This window comes from Pseudomonas siliginis (genome assembly GCF_024072275.1).
Taxonomy (GTDB): domain Bacteria; phylum Pseudomonadota; class Gammaproteobacteria; order Pseudomonadales; family Pseudomonadaceae; genus Aquipseudomonas; species Aquipseudomonas siliginis.
In genome coordinates this window covers 4,645,507-4,661,001 of the sequence record NZ_CP099598.1, presented here as the reverse complement: position 1 = coordinate 4,661,001, position 15,495 = coordinate 4,645,507, and the positions used below count along the sequence as shown (strand labels likewise).

Annotated in this window: 12 protein-coding genes; 3 read left to right on the top strand and 9 right to left on the bottom strand. The window is 60.9% G+C overall.

The genetic code is table 11. The annotated features are described in order from the left end of the window. The first annotated feature begins 18 nt into the window (after positions 1-18). Genes NF676_RS21345 through NF676_RS21335 form a run of 3 tightly spaced genes read left to right on the top strand, consistent with a single transcriptional unit; the run spans position 19 to position 1,637 of the window. The gene (locus NF676_RS21345; protein WP_041480029.1) at positions 19-687 is read left to right on the top strand and encodes a class I SAM-dependent methyltransferase; all 669 of its coding nucleotides are present in this window, start codon (positions 19-21) and stop codon (positions 685-687) included. A 3-nt stretch (positions 688-690) separates the two neighbouring features. Continuing rightward, entirely contained in the window at positions 691-1,407 is a 717-nt protein-coding gene (locus NF676_RS21340) for a lipopolysaccharide kinase InaA family protein (RefSeq protein ID WP_024014147.1), read from the top strand. A gap of 2 nt (positions 1,408-1,409) precedes the next feature. Next, complete coding sequence (locus NF676_RS21335; RefSeq protein ID WP_041479852.1) at positions 1,410-1,637, top strand: hypothetical protein; 228 nt, start codon at positions 1,410-1,412, stop codon at positions 1,635-1,637. A gap of 177 nt (positions 1,638-1,814) precedes the next feature. On the opposite strand, the gene NF676_RS21330 is transcribed toward NF676_RS21335, so the two are convergent. The 9 genes from NF676_RS21330 to NF676_RS21290 all read right to left on the bottom strand — a co-directional run bounded on the left by NF676_RS21330 (position 1,815) and on the right by NF676_RS21290 (position 15,489). After that, positions 1,815-4,841: a multidrug efflux RND transporter permease subunit gene (locus NF676_RS21330; RefSeq protein WP_252886730.1), complete on the bottom strand. Its 3,027-nt coding sequence runs from the start codon at positions 4,839-4,841 to the stop codon at positions 1,815-1,817. A 13-nt stretch (positions 4,842-4,854) separates the two neighbouring features. Continuing rightward, complete coding sequence (locus tag NF676_RS21325) at positions 4,855-6,003, bottom strand: efflux RND transporter periplasmic adaptor subunit (protein ID WP_252886729.1); 1,149 nt, start codon at positions 6,001-6,003, stop codon at positions 4,855-4,857. A 256-nt stretch (positions 6,004-6,259) separates the two neighbouring features. Next, on the bottom strand, positions 6,260-7,360 hold the full coding sequence (locus NF676_RS21320; protein WP_252886728.1) for a DUF1513 domain-containing protein: 1,101 nt from the start codon (positions 7,358-7,360) through the stop codon (positions 6,260-6,262). Between the two features lie 14 nt (positions 7,361-7,374). After that, entirely contained in the window at positions 7,375-8,439 is a 1,065-nt protein-coding gene (locus NF676_RS21315) for an imelysin family protein (protein WP_252876822.1), read from the bottom strand. A gap of 27 nt (positions 8,440-8,466) precedes the next feature. Then, positions 8,467-9,894, bottom strand: coding sequence for a di-heme oxidoreductase family protein (locus NF676_RS21310; RefSeq protein WP_252886727.1), 1,428 nt, complete (start codon positions 9,892-9,894; stop codon positions 8,467-8,469). 275 nt (positions 9,895-10,169) lie between these two features. Further along, positions 10,170-11,522 (bottom strand): imelysin family protein, encoded by a 1,353-nt coding sequence (locus NF676_RS21305; RefSeq protein ID WP_056789973.1) that lies wholly within the window; start codon positions 11,520-11,522, stop codon positions 10,170-10,172. Between the two features lie 210 nt (positions 11,523-11,732). Then, positions 11,733-13,784: a putative bifunctional diguanylate cyclase/phosphodiesterase gene (locus tag NF676_RS21300; protein WP_016773430.1), complete on the bottom strand. Its 2,052-nt coding sequence runs from the start codon at positions 13,782-13,784 to the stop codon at positions 11,733-11,735. 329 nt (positions 13,785-14,113) lie between these two features. Next, on the bottom strand, positions 14,114-14,710 hold the full coding sequence (locus tag NF676_RS21295) for a superoxide dismutase (protein WP_016773431.1): 597 nt from the start codon (positions 14,708-14,710) through the stop codon (positions 14,114-14,116). A gap of 176 nt (positions 14,711-14,886) precedes the next feature. Next, on the bottom strand, positions 14,887-15,489 hold the full coding sequence (locus tag NF676_RS21290) for a LysE/ArgO family amino acid transporter (protein WP_016773432.1): 603 nt from the start codon (positions 15,487-15,489) through the stop codon (positions 14,887-14,889). Positions 15,490-15,495: the final 6 nt, after the last annotated feature.

Genomic DNA, 15,495 nt, shown 5'->3' with positions numbered 1-15,495 from the left:
AGAACAGGAGTCCAGATGATGGCCGGCCCGATCAAGCTCGATTTTTCCGAAAAGTACGACGACCAACACGCACAACGATATCTGCGCAAGCACCAGCAAAGCCTCGGTCGCCGCCTGTCGCACTTGCGCGATGAGCAAGTCGGTCGCAAGGCCTTGGCGCTGGCGGGAGATCCCGGGCTGGTGCTGGATCTGCCCTGCGGTGCCGGGCGTTTCTGGCCAATGCTCGCGGAGAAGCCCAACCGGGTGATCATCGGCGCGGACAATTCCGAGTCGATGATCAAGACCGCGATGCAGGGACAACCGGCCGAGGTGGTCAAGCGTGTACAACCGCTGCACACCTCGGCATTCGATATCGCTCTGCCGGATAACTCGGTCGACAGCATCTTTTGCATGCGTCTGTTGCACCACATCGGCGAGGCCGAGCACCGCCGGGTGATCCTGCGCGAGTTCGAGCGGGTGACCCGCGACAGCGTGATTGTTTCGTTGTGGGTCGACGGCAATTTCAAGGCCTGGAAGCGCAAGCGTGCCGAGCGGGATCGGCCAAGTCATGATTACCAGAATCGGTTTCTGATTCCGGCGGCGACGATCGAGAAAGAATTTGAACAGGCGGGTTTCCGCATTCAGGAACAACTGGACTTCATACCGCTCTATGCGATGTGGCGAGTTTACGTATTACGCAAGAGGTAGAGGATGGCAGTGCAAGCAGCGGTTGAAGCGGATGTCGCTCCCCAGGATCGTTTCGATTATTACTGGAACCAGCGCGGCGAATGGGTTGAAGAGCCCAATGTGCGCCGTGGTGGCGAAAGCGGGGTGCAGCGCATCGTCGACCGTGACGGGCAGCTTTTGTACGCCAAGCGCCAGACCGGGCACATCTATCGCAGTTGGTTGCACCCCTTCGGTCGCCCGACCGTATTGCGTGAACTCGACGCCCTGACTGGCGTTAGCAAACTCGGCGTGCGCGTACCGCAGATCGTCTTTTGCGGCGCCCAGCCGGATCCGCAGCACAAATGGCGCGCGCTGCTTGTCACCAAATCGCTCGATGGTTTCCAGGAACTGGAACACTGGCTGGCCGCTGCCGGTGGTCGCGATCAGTGTGGCGACGTGGTTTACGAGAAAGTCCTCAAGGACCTCGCCGAGAACCTGGCGCGCATGCACAAGGGCCGCTGGCAGCACAGCTGCATTTACATCAAGCACGTTTTCGTTCGCGTCACCGGCGAGGGCGAAGCAGCGCAGGTTGAAGTGGCGTTGATCGATCTGGAGAAGTGCCGCCAGCGTCTGACCCCCTATCGCGCCGCGCAGCATGACATGAAGCAACTGCGTCGCCATTCGTCGTTCCGCGATGCCGACTGGAAGAAACTCGTCTACTTTTATGAGACGGCGTTTGGCAGCGCTATCAAAGGTTTATAGCGATGAAACTCGAAATTGCACGAGGTTTGTTCCTGATCGGGGCCTTGGCAGTTGCTTCACTGGCGGTGGCTGCCTGGGAGCAGCCGCGCATGCAGGTCATAGGGGCGTCCGGGAACGACGCTCATTGTTCGGTTCCACGGGTGGCCAAGGCTTCCGTGGCGACCCAGCCTGATCATGATCTGCTGTTGTTCATGTTCGGACTGTCCCAAGGGATGAGGCCAGCCAGTTGAAACGATTCAAGCCCAAATAAAAGGCCTCGCAATTGCGAGGCCTTTTTTATTCCACAACTTTCAAGATACATATCGTCCTCTGTGGGAGCGAGCCTGCTCGCGAAGGTGTGTCAGTCGACATCAATGCAACTGAAATACCGCATTCGCGAGCAGGCTCGCTCCCACAGGGAAATGTGCTTATCTGGCATCTGGCTTAGCAAGGAAGGTATAAACACACGGCAGCACGAACAACGTAAACAACGTGCCAATCGACATCCCTGTGGCAATCACCATGCCGATATCAAAGCGGCTCACGGCGCCCGCGCCGGTTGCCAGAATCAGCGGCACCATGCCGAACACCATTGCCGCCGTCGTCATCAGTACCGGGCGCAAGCGAATTGCTGCCGCTTCCTCCACCGCGTCACGGGCGCTCAGGCCCTTGTCCTTGCGCAACTGGTTGGCGAATTCGACGATCAGGATGCCGTGCTTGCTGATCAGGCCGATCAGCGTCACCAGCCCCACCTGGGTGTAGATGTTCATGCTCGACCAGCCGAGGAACAACGGGATCAGCGCGCCGCAGATCGACAGCGGTACGGTGATCAGAATCACCAACGGATCGCGGAAGCTTTCGAACTGTGCGGCCAGCACCAGAAAGATGATCGCCAGCGCCAGAGCGAATGTGACCCACAATGCGCTGCCTTCCTGCACGTACTGGCGCGAGGCACCACCGTAATCGAAGGCAAACCCGGCCGGTGCTTCTTCGCGGGCAATCTGCAGCACGGTATCGATGGCTTCGCCCATGCTCACCAGCGGGAAACCGGAAATCTTCGCCGCGTTGAGCTGCTGGAACTGATTGAGCTGGCGCGGCCGTGCGCGGTCGCTGACCTTGATCAAGGTCGACAATGGCAGCAATTCGCCCTGGGTGTTTTTCACGTAGTAATTGTTCAGCCAGTCCGGGTTGTCGCGGTAGGCCCGTTCAACCTGGGCGATGACCTTGTAGCTGCGCCCGTCGATGGTGAAGCGGTTGATCTCCGCCTCGCCGAGCAAGGTCGCCAGCGTGCTGCCGAGGTCGAGCATCGACACGCCCATCTGCGCGGCCTTGTCGCGGTCGATATCGACCACTACTTCCGGCTTGTCGAACGCCAGATCGAGGTCGACGAAGGCGAACTTGCCTGACTCCATGGCGCGTTTCTCGATGCGCTCGGCGACTTGCAGCAGCAGCTCGTAGTCATTGGCGGTGTTGACCACGAATTCGAAGGGCAGACCCTCACCGGTACCGGGCAGGGAGGGCAGGTTGAAACCGAAGATCTGCAGGCCGGGAATACTCTCCAGTTTGCTCTGCACCTCGGGAAGGATTTCCATCTGCGTGCGGCTGCGCTCGTTCCATGGCTTGAGCAGGAAGCCGCCGATACCGGCCTGCACGCCGCTGTAGCCGTTGATCTGGAACGAGGAGTAGTACTCGGGAAACTCCTTGAAGATGGTGATGAATTCGTCGGTGTAGGTGCTCAGGTAGTCGAGGTTGGTCGGCTGCGGCGCGCTGGCCATCATGAAAATGATGCCCTGGTCCTCGTCGGGGGCCAGTTCCGACTTGGTGAACTTGAGAAACACCGGAATCAGGCACAGCACGACCACCGCGAACACCAGCACCACCGGCCGAGTATTCAGCGTGCCATGCAGCATGCTTTGATAACGGCGCTTGAGGCCTTCAAAGACTCGGTCGAGACGATGGGCCAGGCCGCTGGGATTCTCTTCGTGGCGCAGCAGAAACGCGCACATCATCGGCGACAGCGTCAGGGCGACGACGCCGGAGATCACCACCGCGCCGGCCAGGGTCAGGGCGAACTCCTTGAACAGCGCTCCGGTCAGCCCGGTGAGAAAACCGATCGGCGCATACACCGCCGCCAGGGTGATGGTCATCGACACCACCGGCATCGCAATTTCCCGGGCGCCTTCCAGGGCTGCGTCGAACGGCGTCTTGCCTTCCTCGATGTGCCGGTGGATGTTTTCCACCACGACGATCGCGTCGTCCACCACCAGACCGATGGCCAGCACCATCGCCAGCAGCGTCAGCAGGTTCATCGAGTAACCCATCATCTGCATGAAGAACATCACGCCGATCATCGACAGCGGAATGGTCACCACCGGGATCACCACCGAGCGCAACGCGCCGAGGAACAGGAACACCACGACGATGACGATCAGTACCGCTTCGAACAAGGTCTTCACCACCTCGTCGATCGAGGCCTGAATGAACAGCGTGGCGTCGTAGGCGATCTCGCTTTTCAGATTCGGCGGCAGCTGCGCTTCCAGCTCGGGCATCAGCTTGCGCACTTCCTTGATCACGTCCAGCGGGTTGGCGCCGGGGGTGGCCTTGATGCCGATATACACCGACGGCGTGCCGCCGAACGAGCTGATCGAATCGTAGTTTTCCGCGCCCATTTCCACCCGCGCCACATCACGCAGCAGCACGCGGCTGTCGCCATCGACCTTGAGCGGAATCGCCGAAAAGGCCTCGGCGGATTTCAGTTCGGTGTTGGCGTTGATGCTGGTGACGGTGTACTCGCCTTTCACTTCGCCGGCAGCGGAGAGGAAGTTGTACTGGCGCACCGCTGCGGTCACGTCGGCGGCGCTGAGGCCGAAGCCGGCGAGTTTCACCGGGTCGAGCCACAGGCGCATGGCGAACACCTGGTTGCCGAGAATCTCCGCTTCGGCCATGCCCGGCAGCGTCGCCAGTTTTGGCTGGATGACCCGCGACAGATAGTCGGTAATCTGCGGGTTGCTCAGGTCCTTGCTGAAGAAACTGATGTACATCAGCGCCGAAGCGTCGGCGGATTCCTTGCTCAGCACCGGGTCTTCGGCGTCCTGCGGCAGCTTGTTCTTTACCTCGTTGGCCTTGGCCAGCAGTTCGGTGAACAAGCGGTCGGTGTTGGCACCGATGCGCGCGTAGATCGAGATCACCGAGAAGTTCTGCCGGCTCACCGAAGTCATGTAATCGATGCCTTCGGCGCTGGCCAGGCTCTGTTGCATCGGCTGGGTGATGTAGCCCTGAATGGTTTCGGCGTTGGCCCCGGGATAAGCGGTGGTCACCGTGATCAGGGCGTTTTCCATTTGCGGGTACTGGCGCAGCGGCAGCTTGCTCCAGGCCTGAAAGCCCAGCAGCACAATCAGCAGGCTGACCACGGTGGCGAGCACCGGGCGGCGGATGAACGGATCGGTAAAAGCCATGGGGATTCCTTGATCAGTCGGCGCGAGGCGGACTGTTCTGCTCGCCGAGGGTCTTGTCGTCGCTGATGGCGATAGGGGCACCGTTGTCCAGTTTGATCTGGCCAGCCGTCACCACTTGTTCGCCGCTCTGCACGCCCTTGTTGATCATCACCAGGCCATCGCGGCGTTCGCCGGTCTCGACGAAGCGCCGCTCGGCAATCAGCAGCGGTTGGCCGTTTTCATCCTTGGCGACGCTGCCGTCCTCGGCCTTCTTCTGCCCGACCACGTAAACCGAGTTGCCGTACAGGGTGTAGGTGATCGCGCTTTCCGGCACGACGATGTGCTTCTGCGGATTCGGCAGCAGCACTTCAAGGCTGGCGAACATCCCCGGCAGCAGCTTGCCGTCGGGGTTGGCGAGGGTGGCGCGGACCAGAATATTACGCGTGGTGCTTTCGACGATCGGGTTGATCGCGCTGATCTTGCCGACAAAGTTCTGTCCCGGATAAGCGGCGACGGTGAACTGCACGGGCTGGCCGATAGCGAGTTTCGGCACCGCTTGTTCGGGCACGTAGAAGTCGGCGTAAAGGCTGCTCAAGTCCTGCAACGTGGCGATTTTGGTGCCACTGGCGAGGTAGTCGCCGACGTCGACCTGACGGATGCCGATAGTGCCGCTGAACGGCGCGAGGATGCGCTTTTTCGCCAGCGATGCGTTGAGCTGATTGACCGTGGCCTTGTTCTTTTGCAGCACGGCGGAGAGGCGGTCGTACTCGCCTTTGGAGATCGCGCGGCTGTCGACCAGTTGCGCGCCACGGCCGAAATCAAGCTGCGCCAGACCGAGGTCGGCGCGGGCAGTTTCCAGCAGAGCGGATTCGACGGCGCTGTCGAGTTGCAGCAACGGTTGCCCGGCCTTGACCTTCTGCCCGGATTCGAATTTGAGTTCAGTGACGGTGCCGGAGACTTCCAGACTCAAGTCGACACCTTGCAGTGCCTTGAGCGTGCCGACGGTGGGCAGACGCATCTGCCACGGCTGTTCGCCGGCAGTGGCCACGGCGACACTGATCGGCGGCTTGGGCTTGGAAAAGCCCTGGATCATCGTGTAGATCGAAAAGGCTTTGTATCCGCCCAGCACCAGGACGAGCAGCAAAACAACACCCAACATGATCAGCATGCGGCGACGCAGCATATGTCCAGTTCCTTGGATAAATCATGAGACAGGCGGGCACATTACTCCGAGTCAGGTGGGGATTCCAACTGGCAGTTATTACGTGAAGGCCGGATATGAACCCTGTGGCGAGGGGATTTATCCCCGTTGGGCTGCGAAGCGGCCCCCTGAATCCTTCAGTCATACCGCAATTGCAGTTTTAAGGGCGGCTGCGCCACCCAACGGGGATAAATCCCCTCGCCACAGGATGGGGGGCCATCTCAAAAATGAGCGGGTATCAGGCCATCAAGTGCAGATGGTTGTCCCAGAGCCCCGCCGGCAATTCCAGCGGCTTGGCCAGCAGTTGTTCCTGGCGGCAATCGTAGTAACGGCAACGGCCCTGCCCCGAGGTCACGACAAAGCCATCCTTTACCGCACCAACGCCGGCGCAATCAGGCAAAGGCGCATCGAGGCGCAGTTCGCCGCTGTCCAGATCCCAGATAAAGAAGCGATTGCCGCGCGGCGCCGTCAATGCGACCAGACGCAGATCGCTGTGCACCGCGACGCTGGCGGTGTAGTGCCCCATCGCCTGCAACTGCTGCTCGGCCACCGGGAACGCCACGAACGCTTGTCCCGGTCGCTTGATCGCCAACAGCTCCGAACGCTCGTGGGACGGCCCCATGAATTGCTGACCGGCGACGATGGTGCCGTCACTGGCGATGCCCAGGTGGCGGACGCTGTTCATCTGCTGGGCGAGGGTTTCCTTGCTCAGCAACGTGCCGTCGCGCTGCATCAACACCAGGCTCGGTTCCATGGCGTTAAGGTTCATGTCGACGCGGCTTTCCGCCTCGGTGCGAATCCCACCGTTGGCCACTACCAGCGTCTCGCCGTCTGGCATCCACGACACCTGATGCGGGCCGAGACCGTGAGTGGAAATCTCGCCCGTGTGCACCAGCCGTTCGCTCTCGAACTTGTACACGCCGAGCAGGCCACGGCCGGGATCGCTCGTGTCATTCTCGGTGGCGTACAGGTATTCGCCGTCCTTGTGCACCACGGCGTGGCCGTAGAAGTGCCGGTCCGGCTGCGAGGTCACGGTCTGCAGCAACGTGCCGTCGCGCAGGTCGATCAGGTAACTCTCGGTACCCGGACGCCGTGCAACGAACAGCGCCAGCGGCTGCGTCGGATGATTGATGATGTCGTGACAACGCTGGCCGACGTGGGTGGCGAACACCCGCGTACCGTCGAGCCGATAGCCGACGGCGTAATGCTTGCCGTCAGTATCGTCGCGCGCCGACAGCAGCAGCGGGCTCTGATCCTTGCGTTTGAACAGCGTCCAGCCGCCCAGCGTCACTGCTCCCAGCAGTGCACTACCTAAAGTCAGAACCTGACGTCGCAGCATGGCACTCGCCCTCATCAGTCACCGTCGTTGGCGTTGAAGCCCAGTTGGATGCCCAGCGCCTTGGCCAGCTCGCCTTCATGCAGGCGATGGACGACGTTGAGGCTGTCGTAGATATCGTTGAGTTGCTGTCGACCGGCGTCGTCCTCGAGCATTTCGCCGAGCGAACGCTGGGTGCTGTCGAACAGTTTAAGCGAGGCGGCATAAGCAGCGTCGATCTTGTCCGCCAACGGTTTCTGCTCGGCCGGCAGCAGACCGCGCAGGCCTTTGTTGTCGACGCCTTCCCAGACGGTTTTGGCTGCGGCAAGGCTGGCTTCCAACGCCGACAGCGACGACTGGCTGCGCCACGCATCCGCCTGGAATGGCTGCGGCACGCCTTTGCTTTGCCGGCCCATCGGCGTGCCGAGTTTTTTCTTCAGGGTATCCAGTGCCGTCACTTGTACGCGCAGCAGATCGGCGATCGCTTCGTGGGAGTCGGCGTAGCGCTGGTTAGGGAACTTGCTCATCTGCGCGAGCATGCCGTCGGTGTTGTTCCAGCCCTGCAGGATTTCTTCCGCCAGTTGCTTCTGGCGTTCGCCGATGGCGATCAGCAGCGGGCAGTATTTGGCTTTTTGCGCGTCGTTGGCGACGTCAGGCTTGGCGTCGAAGAGGATGTATTCGTAAGCCGACAGGCCCTGCACCACGACGCTGGATTTGGCCAGCGCTGCGGCATCGATCTGCGGCTGGGCCACGACCAATTGCTCGACCTGACGGCCGACGAGGTTTTTCTTGTCCGGCCAGAACTGCACTTGCCACGAGCGATTGCCCTCGGCCAGCGGCCCGATCAACAGCGGTTGCAACTCGGCCCAGGCTTTCTGCGCGTGAAGGAAGTCGGCACGGGCGGTTTCCAGGGTCTCTTTGCCCTGGCAGTAGGCGAGGGCGCTGACCGCCAGTTGCCGGTCGGCTTCGACCCAGCGAGTGTAGGTCGGCAGGATCACCGATTTGGCGATCGCCGCCGAAGTGACCGCTTGCGGGTCCTGCGGCGAGCAGGCGCCGAGGGCGAGCGCGGCAAGGCTGGTGAACAGTAACTTGGGACGGAACATGTCGGGCTCCCGATGCTTTTACAGTATTTAAAGTGAGTTCAGAAAAGCCAGCAACGCAGCGCGCTGCTCGGCATTGAAAGACAAAACCTGTTGCTGCGCCGCCGTCGCCTCGCCGCCATGCCAGAGCACCGCTTCGAGCAGGTTGCGTGCGCGACCGTCATGCAAAAACTGGGTGTGACCGCTGACCGCTTGCGTCAGACCGATCCCCCACAACGGCGGCGTGCGCCAGTCGCGGCCGGAGGCCTGAAATTCGGTGCGGTTGTCCGCCAGGCCTTCGCCCATGTCATGCAGCAGCAAGTCGCTGTATGGACGAATCACCTGATTGGCCAATTCCGGTTCGGCGGCATCGGCGGCAGTGGTGTATTTCGGCGTGTGGCACGACTGGCAACCGGCCTGGAAAAACAGATTCTTGCCGGCCAGCACCTGTGGATCGTTGACGCCACGGCGCGCCGGCACTGCGAGATTGCGGCTGTAGAACAGCACCAGCCGCAGGATGTTGTCGCTCACCTCCGGTTCACCGTCCGGGCCATTGCCGTTCGGCGCCTGTTTGCAGGCAGTCTGCGCCTCGGTGCAATCGTCGAACGGCCGCAGGCTGGTGGTCAGGCCCATGTCACCGGAGAACGCGTGAACATTCTGTTGATTGAGATTCGGTTGCCCGGCTTTCCAGCCGAACCGGCCGATGACGGTTTTCTGCAACTGGTCATCCCAGACCTGGTTGGGTCGGCCATTGATGCCGTTGTTCTCTTTCGCCTGGGCGGCGGCGTTGGCGAGGATCGCCTCTTCGGGGATCGCTTCGAGCAGGCCCAGACCAATCATCGGCGGCGCCACCCGCGCGGAAAAACGCGTGTCCGGGTGCATCGGCCCGTAACCGAGTTGAGTGATCTGCAAGGTCGGTTTGCGCAGCTCGACTTCAGTGCCGTCCTTGAAGCGTACCGGCACCGGCGTGTAGTCCACCCGCACCTTGCCTTCCGGGGCAACCCCGGGCACGGCCATATCCTGGAACTGCCCGCCATATACCGGCTCCGGCACCACGCCGAGCTGTTGGATGACTTTGGCGTAGGGCGGCGCGTCGGGAATCGACAGGCGCACCAGCATCGACACTGCATTGCTTGCATCAGGTGCCGGCGGATGACCGCGACCGTCCTTGATGTGGCAATTCTGGCAGGCGTTGGTATTGAACAACGGGCCGAGACCGTCGCGCGCCGTGGTGGTCGACGGCGCGATCACCCACGGGCTGCGAAAGAAACTGTTGCCGACACTGAAGTCCACCCGCCGCGAGGACGGCAAGTTGGCCGATGGCAGGGAAAAGGCGTTCTGATCGCTCTTGCGCACAGTCGCCGCACCGCCCGAACGCGCTTCCCCCGGCTCGGCCTTGGTGAAACGCGGGGCGTCATCGCAGGCACTCAGGCCCAGGGCCAGCAACAGTGCGGACAAGCGAAGAGGCAGCGAGGGCATCAGACATCCTGCGGACGGGCAAAAATGAAGGCGCAAAGTCTAACAGGGCGGGGGAGTTTGAATAAGAGGAATTATCGTTTGCTTGATACAGCGCAAATCTGCAGAGCGATGCAAACCCCCTGTAGGAGCTGCCGAAGGCTGCGATCTTTTGATTTTGATCTTCAAAAATCAAGATCAACAGATCGCAGCCTTCGGCAGCTCCTACAGGGGACTGTGAACATGGGGTATGAAAAAGGCGACCCGAAGGTCGCCTCTTTTTGACGCGGACGCTGCGATCAGAATTCGTGATCGGCGCTGTCCGGGTTCAGGTCGCTGATGCCCAGTTTGCCCGCAGCGGCTTCGATCGAGCCGGTCTGCTTGACCAGCGCGGCGATGGCGTCGCGAACGACCTGGTTGCCAGCGGTGTTGCCGGCAGCGATCAACTGGTCGTAGTGCTCACCCTTGTTGGCGTGATCGACCATGACCTGGATCTTCGCTTCGGTCGCGGCCAGATCGGCTTTCAGCGCGGTGTCGGCAGCCGGATCGGCCTTGGCCACCAGCGACGACAGGCTGGCGCCGGTCATCTTGGTGCCGTCAACACGGGTGTACTCGCCCAGGTAAACGTTACGCACGCCTTTGGCGTCGTAGAAGTGCGAGTAGTGGGTGTTGTCGCTGAAGCAATCCTGCTCGTCTTCAGGGGAGTTGGCTTCCAGGGAAACCTTCATGCGCTCGCCCGCCAGTTCACCCAGGGACAGGCTGCCCATGCCGAAGAGCATTTTGCGCAGGCCGGTTTCGCCTGGCTCGGCTTCCAGGGTGGCGCGGTAGTTGTCGGCCACGTTCGGCTTCCAGTTGGCGACCATTTCTTCCAGATCGCTGACCAGCAGTTGGGTCACGGCTTTCAGGTAGGCGCGACGACGCTCGTTGTGACCACCGGTGGCGCCGGCGCCTTCCAGGTAGTCCGAGGCCGGACGGTTGCCAGCGCCAGGGCCGGTGCCGTTCAGATCCTGGCCCCAGAGCAGGAATTCGATCGCGTGGTAGCCGGTGGCGACGTTGGCTTCCGAGCCGCCCAGCTCGTTGAGGCTGGCGAGTTTTTCCGGGGTGATTTCTTTCACGTCGACTTTGTCTTCGCCGACCTGCACTTCGGTGTTGGCAATGATATTGGCGCTGGCGCCCGGGTTACCCAGTGCGTGCTCGTAGGATTTGTCGACGTAGTCGATCAGGCCTTCGTCCAGCGGCCAAGCGTTAACCTGACCTTCCCAATCGTCAATGATGGTGTTGCCGAAGCGGAACACTTCGCTCTGCAGGTACGGCACGCGCGCGGCAACCCAGGCAGCCTTGGCGGCTTTGAGGGTGTCGGCATTCGGCTTGGCGAGGAACGCGTCGACCGCAGTTTGCAGGGTTTTCGCAGTGGATTCGGCATCGCTGTAAACGGCGAAGACCATGTCGGCATAGTGCGCGACCACGGCCTTGGCGGCAGCATCGTCAACTTTACCGGCAGCAGGAGCCGGTGCAGCGGCAGGGGCTGGAGCAGCGCTGCTGGAAGCCGGAGTCATTTCGGAGGCTTTTTCTTTGTCCTTGCCTTCGCCGCAACCGGCGAGGGAAATAGCGATGGCCAGCAGACTGGCGGTAGCCAGAGGCATACGAATCATGGCGAACATCCTGCTTCGGTAGTTGAGTGGACTGGCGCCGGTGGCGCGCAAAACTGCGACATAATGCAAATCTTTCGCATTATGTGTAAAGGCGTGCTTGGAAATATTTCTTATTTGCGCATGAAAATCAAAAGTCGCAGCCTCGTTTCACTCGTCAGCTCCTACAGGGGGAACGCATTTCAAATGTAGGAGCTGCCGAAGGCTGCGATCTTATAAAATAGCCGCGTTGCTGCGTTGCGCCTGCTTGAGGTAAATACCCAGCTCCCGCGCCGGCAGCGGTTTGCTGTAGTGGTAGCCCTGACCTTCGTGGCAACCCTCGGAAATGATGTAGGTTTCCTGCTCGGCGGTTTCCACGCCCTCGGCAATCACCTGCATGCCCAGGCTCTTGCCCAGTTGAATGATCGCCCGAACGATGGTCGCGTCATCGTCGTCATCGAGCAGGTCCTGCACGAAGCTCTTGTCGATCTTGATCTTGTCCAGCGGCAGGCTTTTCAGATAGCTGAGGGACGAGTAGCCGGTGCCGAAGTCGTCGATCGCGATCAGCGCACCGGAGCGGCGCAGGCTGAGCAAATGCTGGGCGGCGGTGGTGATGTCTTCCATCAGGCCGGTTTCGGTGACTTCCAGTTCCAGACTGCGCGGCGGCAGGCGGTACATTTGCAGCAGGTTGTTGACCACCCGTGGCAGCTCGGCGTGGTGCAGTTGCACGGTGGACAGATTGACCGCCATGCGCAGATCGACGAAACCCTGATCGTGCCACTCGCGCAATTGCTTGCAGGCCTGATCGAGCACCCACTCGCCGATGGCGATGATCGTGCCGTTCTGTTCGGCCAGCGGGATGAACAGGTCCGGCGGCACCAGCCCGTGTTCCGGATGTTGCCAGCGAATCAGCGCTTCGACGCCAACCACGCGGTGATCGCGATAGCTGATCTGCGGCTGATAGACGAGGTAGAACTGGTCGCGGATCAGCGCATCGCGCAAATCTTTTTCCAGCTCGCGACGACGGCGCATCTCGCTGTCCACGCTGGCGATATAGAACTGATAGCGATTGCGCGAGCGGGTCTTGGCCAGGGTCATGGTCTGCTCGGCTTTCTGCAACAACTTCTCGGTGCTGTCGCCGTCCTCCGGAAACAGGGTGATGCCGATGGTCGCGCGCAGGCGGATTTCCTGATCGTCGAGGGCGAAGGGCGCCTCGAGGTCATCGAGAATGCTCTGCGCCAGTTCCGCTGCCTCGTAAGGCTGTTCAATATCGGCCTGCACCAGCGCGAACTGATCGCCGCCCAGGCGAGCGAGGGCGCCCAGGCGACCGCTGTGGGCACGTAGACGATCGGCCAGGGCCAGCAGCAATTGGTCGCCGGTCTGGTAGCTGAATTGCTCGTTGATGCCCTTGAAGTCATCCAGGCCGACGCACAACACCGCGACGCGGCGCTGCAATTTGCCGGCATCGACGAGAATCTTGTCCAGTTGCTGCTGCAATTGCTGGCGGTTCGGCAGACCGGTAAGGAAGTCGTACTGGGCCATGCGCAGCAGGCTGTTTTCCGCTTCGTGGCGCAGGTGGGTGTTGCGTTCGATGGACTCGAGCAACTGGTTGGCAGTGTTGATCCACAGGCCCAGTTCGTTCTTTTCGTGGCCCTTGATCTGCGGAATCTTGTGCTCGCTGGGACGATCCGGGTTGATCTCGGTGAGGTGCTCGATGATTCGTGACAGCGGTTTGGTCAGCAGCCAGTGATAGACCAGATACAGCACCAGCCCCAACGCCAGCGCACGCAGTACGCCGGAAATGAAAATGATCACTGAGCTGACGATAAACCCTTCGCCATAGGTGGCGGTGTCGAGGGTGATGCTCAGGTCGCCGTAGTATTCGCTGTAGGGGCCGCGGCCGACCAGTTGCGTGGTGAAGGTGCGTTCCTGGCCGAGAATCAGGTCGGTCAGCCAACGGCTATTGGAATGCTGCAGTTCGCGGGATTTCTGCGCGAGCATGGCTTCGTTGGGGTGGCCGATGGAGGCCTGACGCACGGCGTCGTCCTGGAACAGCCCTTCGATCACCTGCATGCCCATTTCCCGGTCCAGGCTGTACACGGCCTGGGTCGATGGATCGCGGAACATGTCGAGGATGCGCTCGGCGTCGCCGGCAACCGCCTGACGGGTCTTGTAGGCATCGAAGACAATCTGCGCGCAGCTCAAGACTACGCCTACGATCAATGCCGACAGGAGCACGACCCGGAGCAACTTCACCGACAAGCTGTTCTTGAGTTCCAGCTTCAAAGGGTTATTCCTTGTTCCGTGCGGGTAGCGTCAAGTTGCCATGAGTATTGGCAATCCCGGGTTGGCAGTCAAAGGGACAATCGGGCACGGGAAAAGTCGCCGTGATCCTGGCCGCAATGTCGCCATTTGAGTAATAGCTCTGAATTAACTGTGTCGGTTGCAATTGCCTTCAACTTGAGCACTGGGCCAAAGATTTTTTCCTGTCTGTGATGGTAGACCGCTGGGGGCTGGCGGCAAACGGCGCGAAGCTGCTTTTACCGTGCGAGAAACGCCATGCGCCGGGCATAAAAAAACCCGGCCGAAGCCGGGTTTTTCATCTGGCGCGCAGCTTAAGCGGTGAAGGTTTTGCCTTCGAACTGCTCGGCCACGAACTTCCAGTTGACCAGGTTCCAGAACGCTTCAACGTACTTCGGACGCAGGTTACGGTAGTCGATGTAGTAAGCGTGTTCCCAGACGTCGCAGGTCAGCAGCGGGGTGTCGCCGCTGGTCAGCGGGTTGCCGGCGCCGATGGTGCTGGCCAGGGCCAGGGAACCGTCAGCCTTTTTCACCAGCCAGCCCCAGCCGGAACCGAAGGTGCCGATCGAGGTTTTGCTGAATTCTTCCTTGAACTTGTCGAACGAACCGAACGCTGCGTTGATGGCATCTGCCAGGGCGCCGGTTGGTTGACCACCGGCGTTTGGCGCCAGGCAGTTCCAGTAGAAGGTGTGGTTCCAGACCTGAGCGGCGTTGTTGAAGATGCCGCCCGAAGAAGTCTTGACGATTTCTTCCAGGGTCTTGCCTTCAAACTCGGTGCCTGGCACCAGGTTGTTCAGGTTCACGACGTAGGTGTTGTGGTGCTTGTCGTGGTGGAACTCCAGGGTTTCCTTGGAGATGTGCGGCTGCAGGGCATCGTGTGCGTAAGGCAGCGGCGGCAATTCGAAAGCCATGATGATTCTCCTAATCAGGTCTGTTGCGGTGAGCGCAAGGCCGATCACGGGCGGCCGGAAATGCACCGGCGAGTTTTTACTCTTTGCGGCGCAGGGTTCGGATCATAGCACCGGGGTCGCGCCTTAACCACGCAACAACTGTGTGGGATAGAGGTTCCAGAGCCTTTGGCAATTATTCATCCGGCGATGATCAACTGCGCGGCCACGGCAAACATCATCAACGCCACCACCAGATCGAGAATGCGCCACGTGCTCGGGCGGGCCAGCCACGGTGCCAGCCACGCCGCGCCTAGGGCCAGGGTGAAAAACCACAGCAACGATGCACTCGCCGCGCCGACCACATAAGCGCCCGGCACCGATTGCTGCGCGCCCAGCGAGCCGATCAGCAAAACCGTATCGAGATAAACGTGGGGGTTGAGCAAGGTCACCGCCAGCGCGCTGAGCATCACTGCGCGCAGCGAACGCACGGTCTGGTTTTCGCCTTGCTCAAGGCTCTGTTTCGAGCAGGCCCGGCGCAGCGCCTGGCTGCCGTACCAGATCAGAAACGTCGCACCGCCCCAACGGGCGATCGCCAGCAGGGTCGGGTTCTGCGCCAGGATCGTCGCTAGGCCGAACACCCCGGCCGCGACCAGAATTGCGTCACACACCACGCACAATGCCGCCACCGGCAAATGGTGTTCACGGCGCAGGCTTTGCGCCAAGACAAAAGCGTTTTGCGTGCCGATCGCCATGATCAGGCCGAACGCCACCAACAGGCCGTTTACGTAGCTTTGCCACATGGGAGA

What these genes read in the sequence shown, in the direction of transcription:
- NF676_RS21325 (WP_252886729.1), bottom strand. Translation starts at nt 6,003, where the DNA reads ATGCTGCGTCGCCGCATGCTGATCATGTTGGGTGTTGTTTTGCTGCTC.
- NF676_RS21345 (WP_041480029.1), top strand. Translation starts at nt 19, where the DNA reads ATGGCCGGCCCGATCAAGCTCGATTTTTCCGAAAAGTACGACGACCAA.
- NF676_RS21310 (WP_252886727.1), bottom strand. Translation starts at nt 9,894, where the DNA reads ATGCCCTCGCTGCCTCTTCGCTTGTCCGCACTGTTGCTGGCCCTGGGC.
- NF676_RS21340 (WP_024014147.1), top strand. Translation starts at nt 691, where the DNA reads ATGGCAGTGCAAGCAGCGGTTGAAGCGGATGTCGCTCCCCAGGATCGT.
- NF676_RS21335 (WP_041479852.1), top strand. Translation starts at nt 1,410, where the DNA reads ATGAAACTCGAAATTGCACGAGGTTTGTTCCTGATCGGGGCCTTGGCA.
- NF676_RS21295 (WP_016773431.1), bottom strand. Translation starts at nt 14,710, where the DNA reads ATGGCTTTCGAATTGCCGCCGCTGCCTTACGCACACGATGCCCTGCAG.
- NF676_RS21305 (WP_056789973.1), bottom strand. Translation starts at nt 11,522, where the DNA reads ATGATTCGTATGCCTCTGGCTACCGCCAGTCTGCTGGCCATCGCTATT.
- NF676_RS21290 (WP_016773432.1), bottom strand. Translation starts at nt 15,489, where the DNA reads ATGTGGCAAAGCTACGTAAACGGCCTGTTGGTGGCGTTCGGCCTGATC.
- NF676_RS21315 (WP_252876822.1), bottom strand. Translation starts at nt 8,439, where the DNA reads ATGTTCCGTCCCAAGTTACTGTTCACCAGCCTTGCCGCGCTCGCCCTC.
- NF676_RS21320 (WP_252886728.1), bottom strand. Translation starts at nt 7,360, where the DNA reads ATGCTGCGACGTCAGGTTCTGACTTTAGGTAGTGCACTGCTGGGAGCA.
- NF676_RS21330 (WP_252886730.1), bottom strand. Translation starts at nt 4,841, where the DNA reads ATGGCTTTTACCGATCCGTTCATCCGCCGCCCGGTGCTCGCCACCGTG.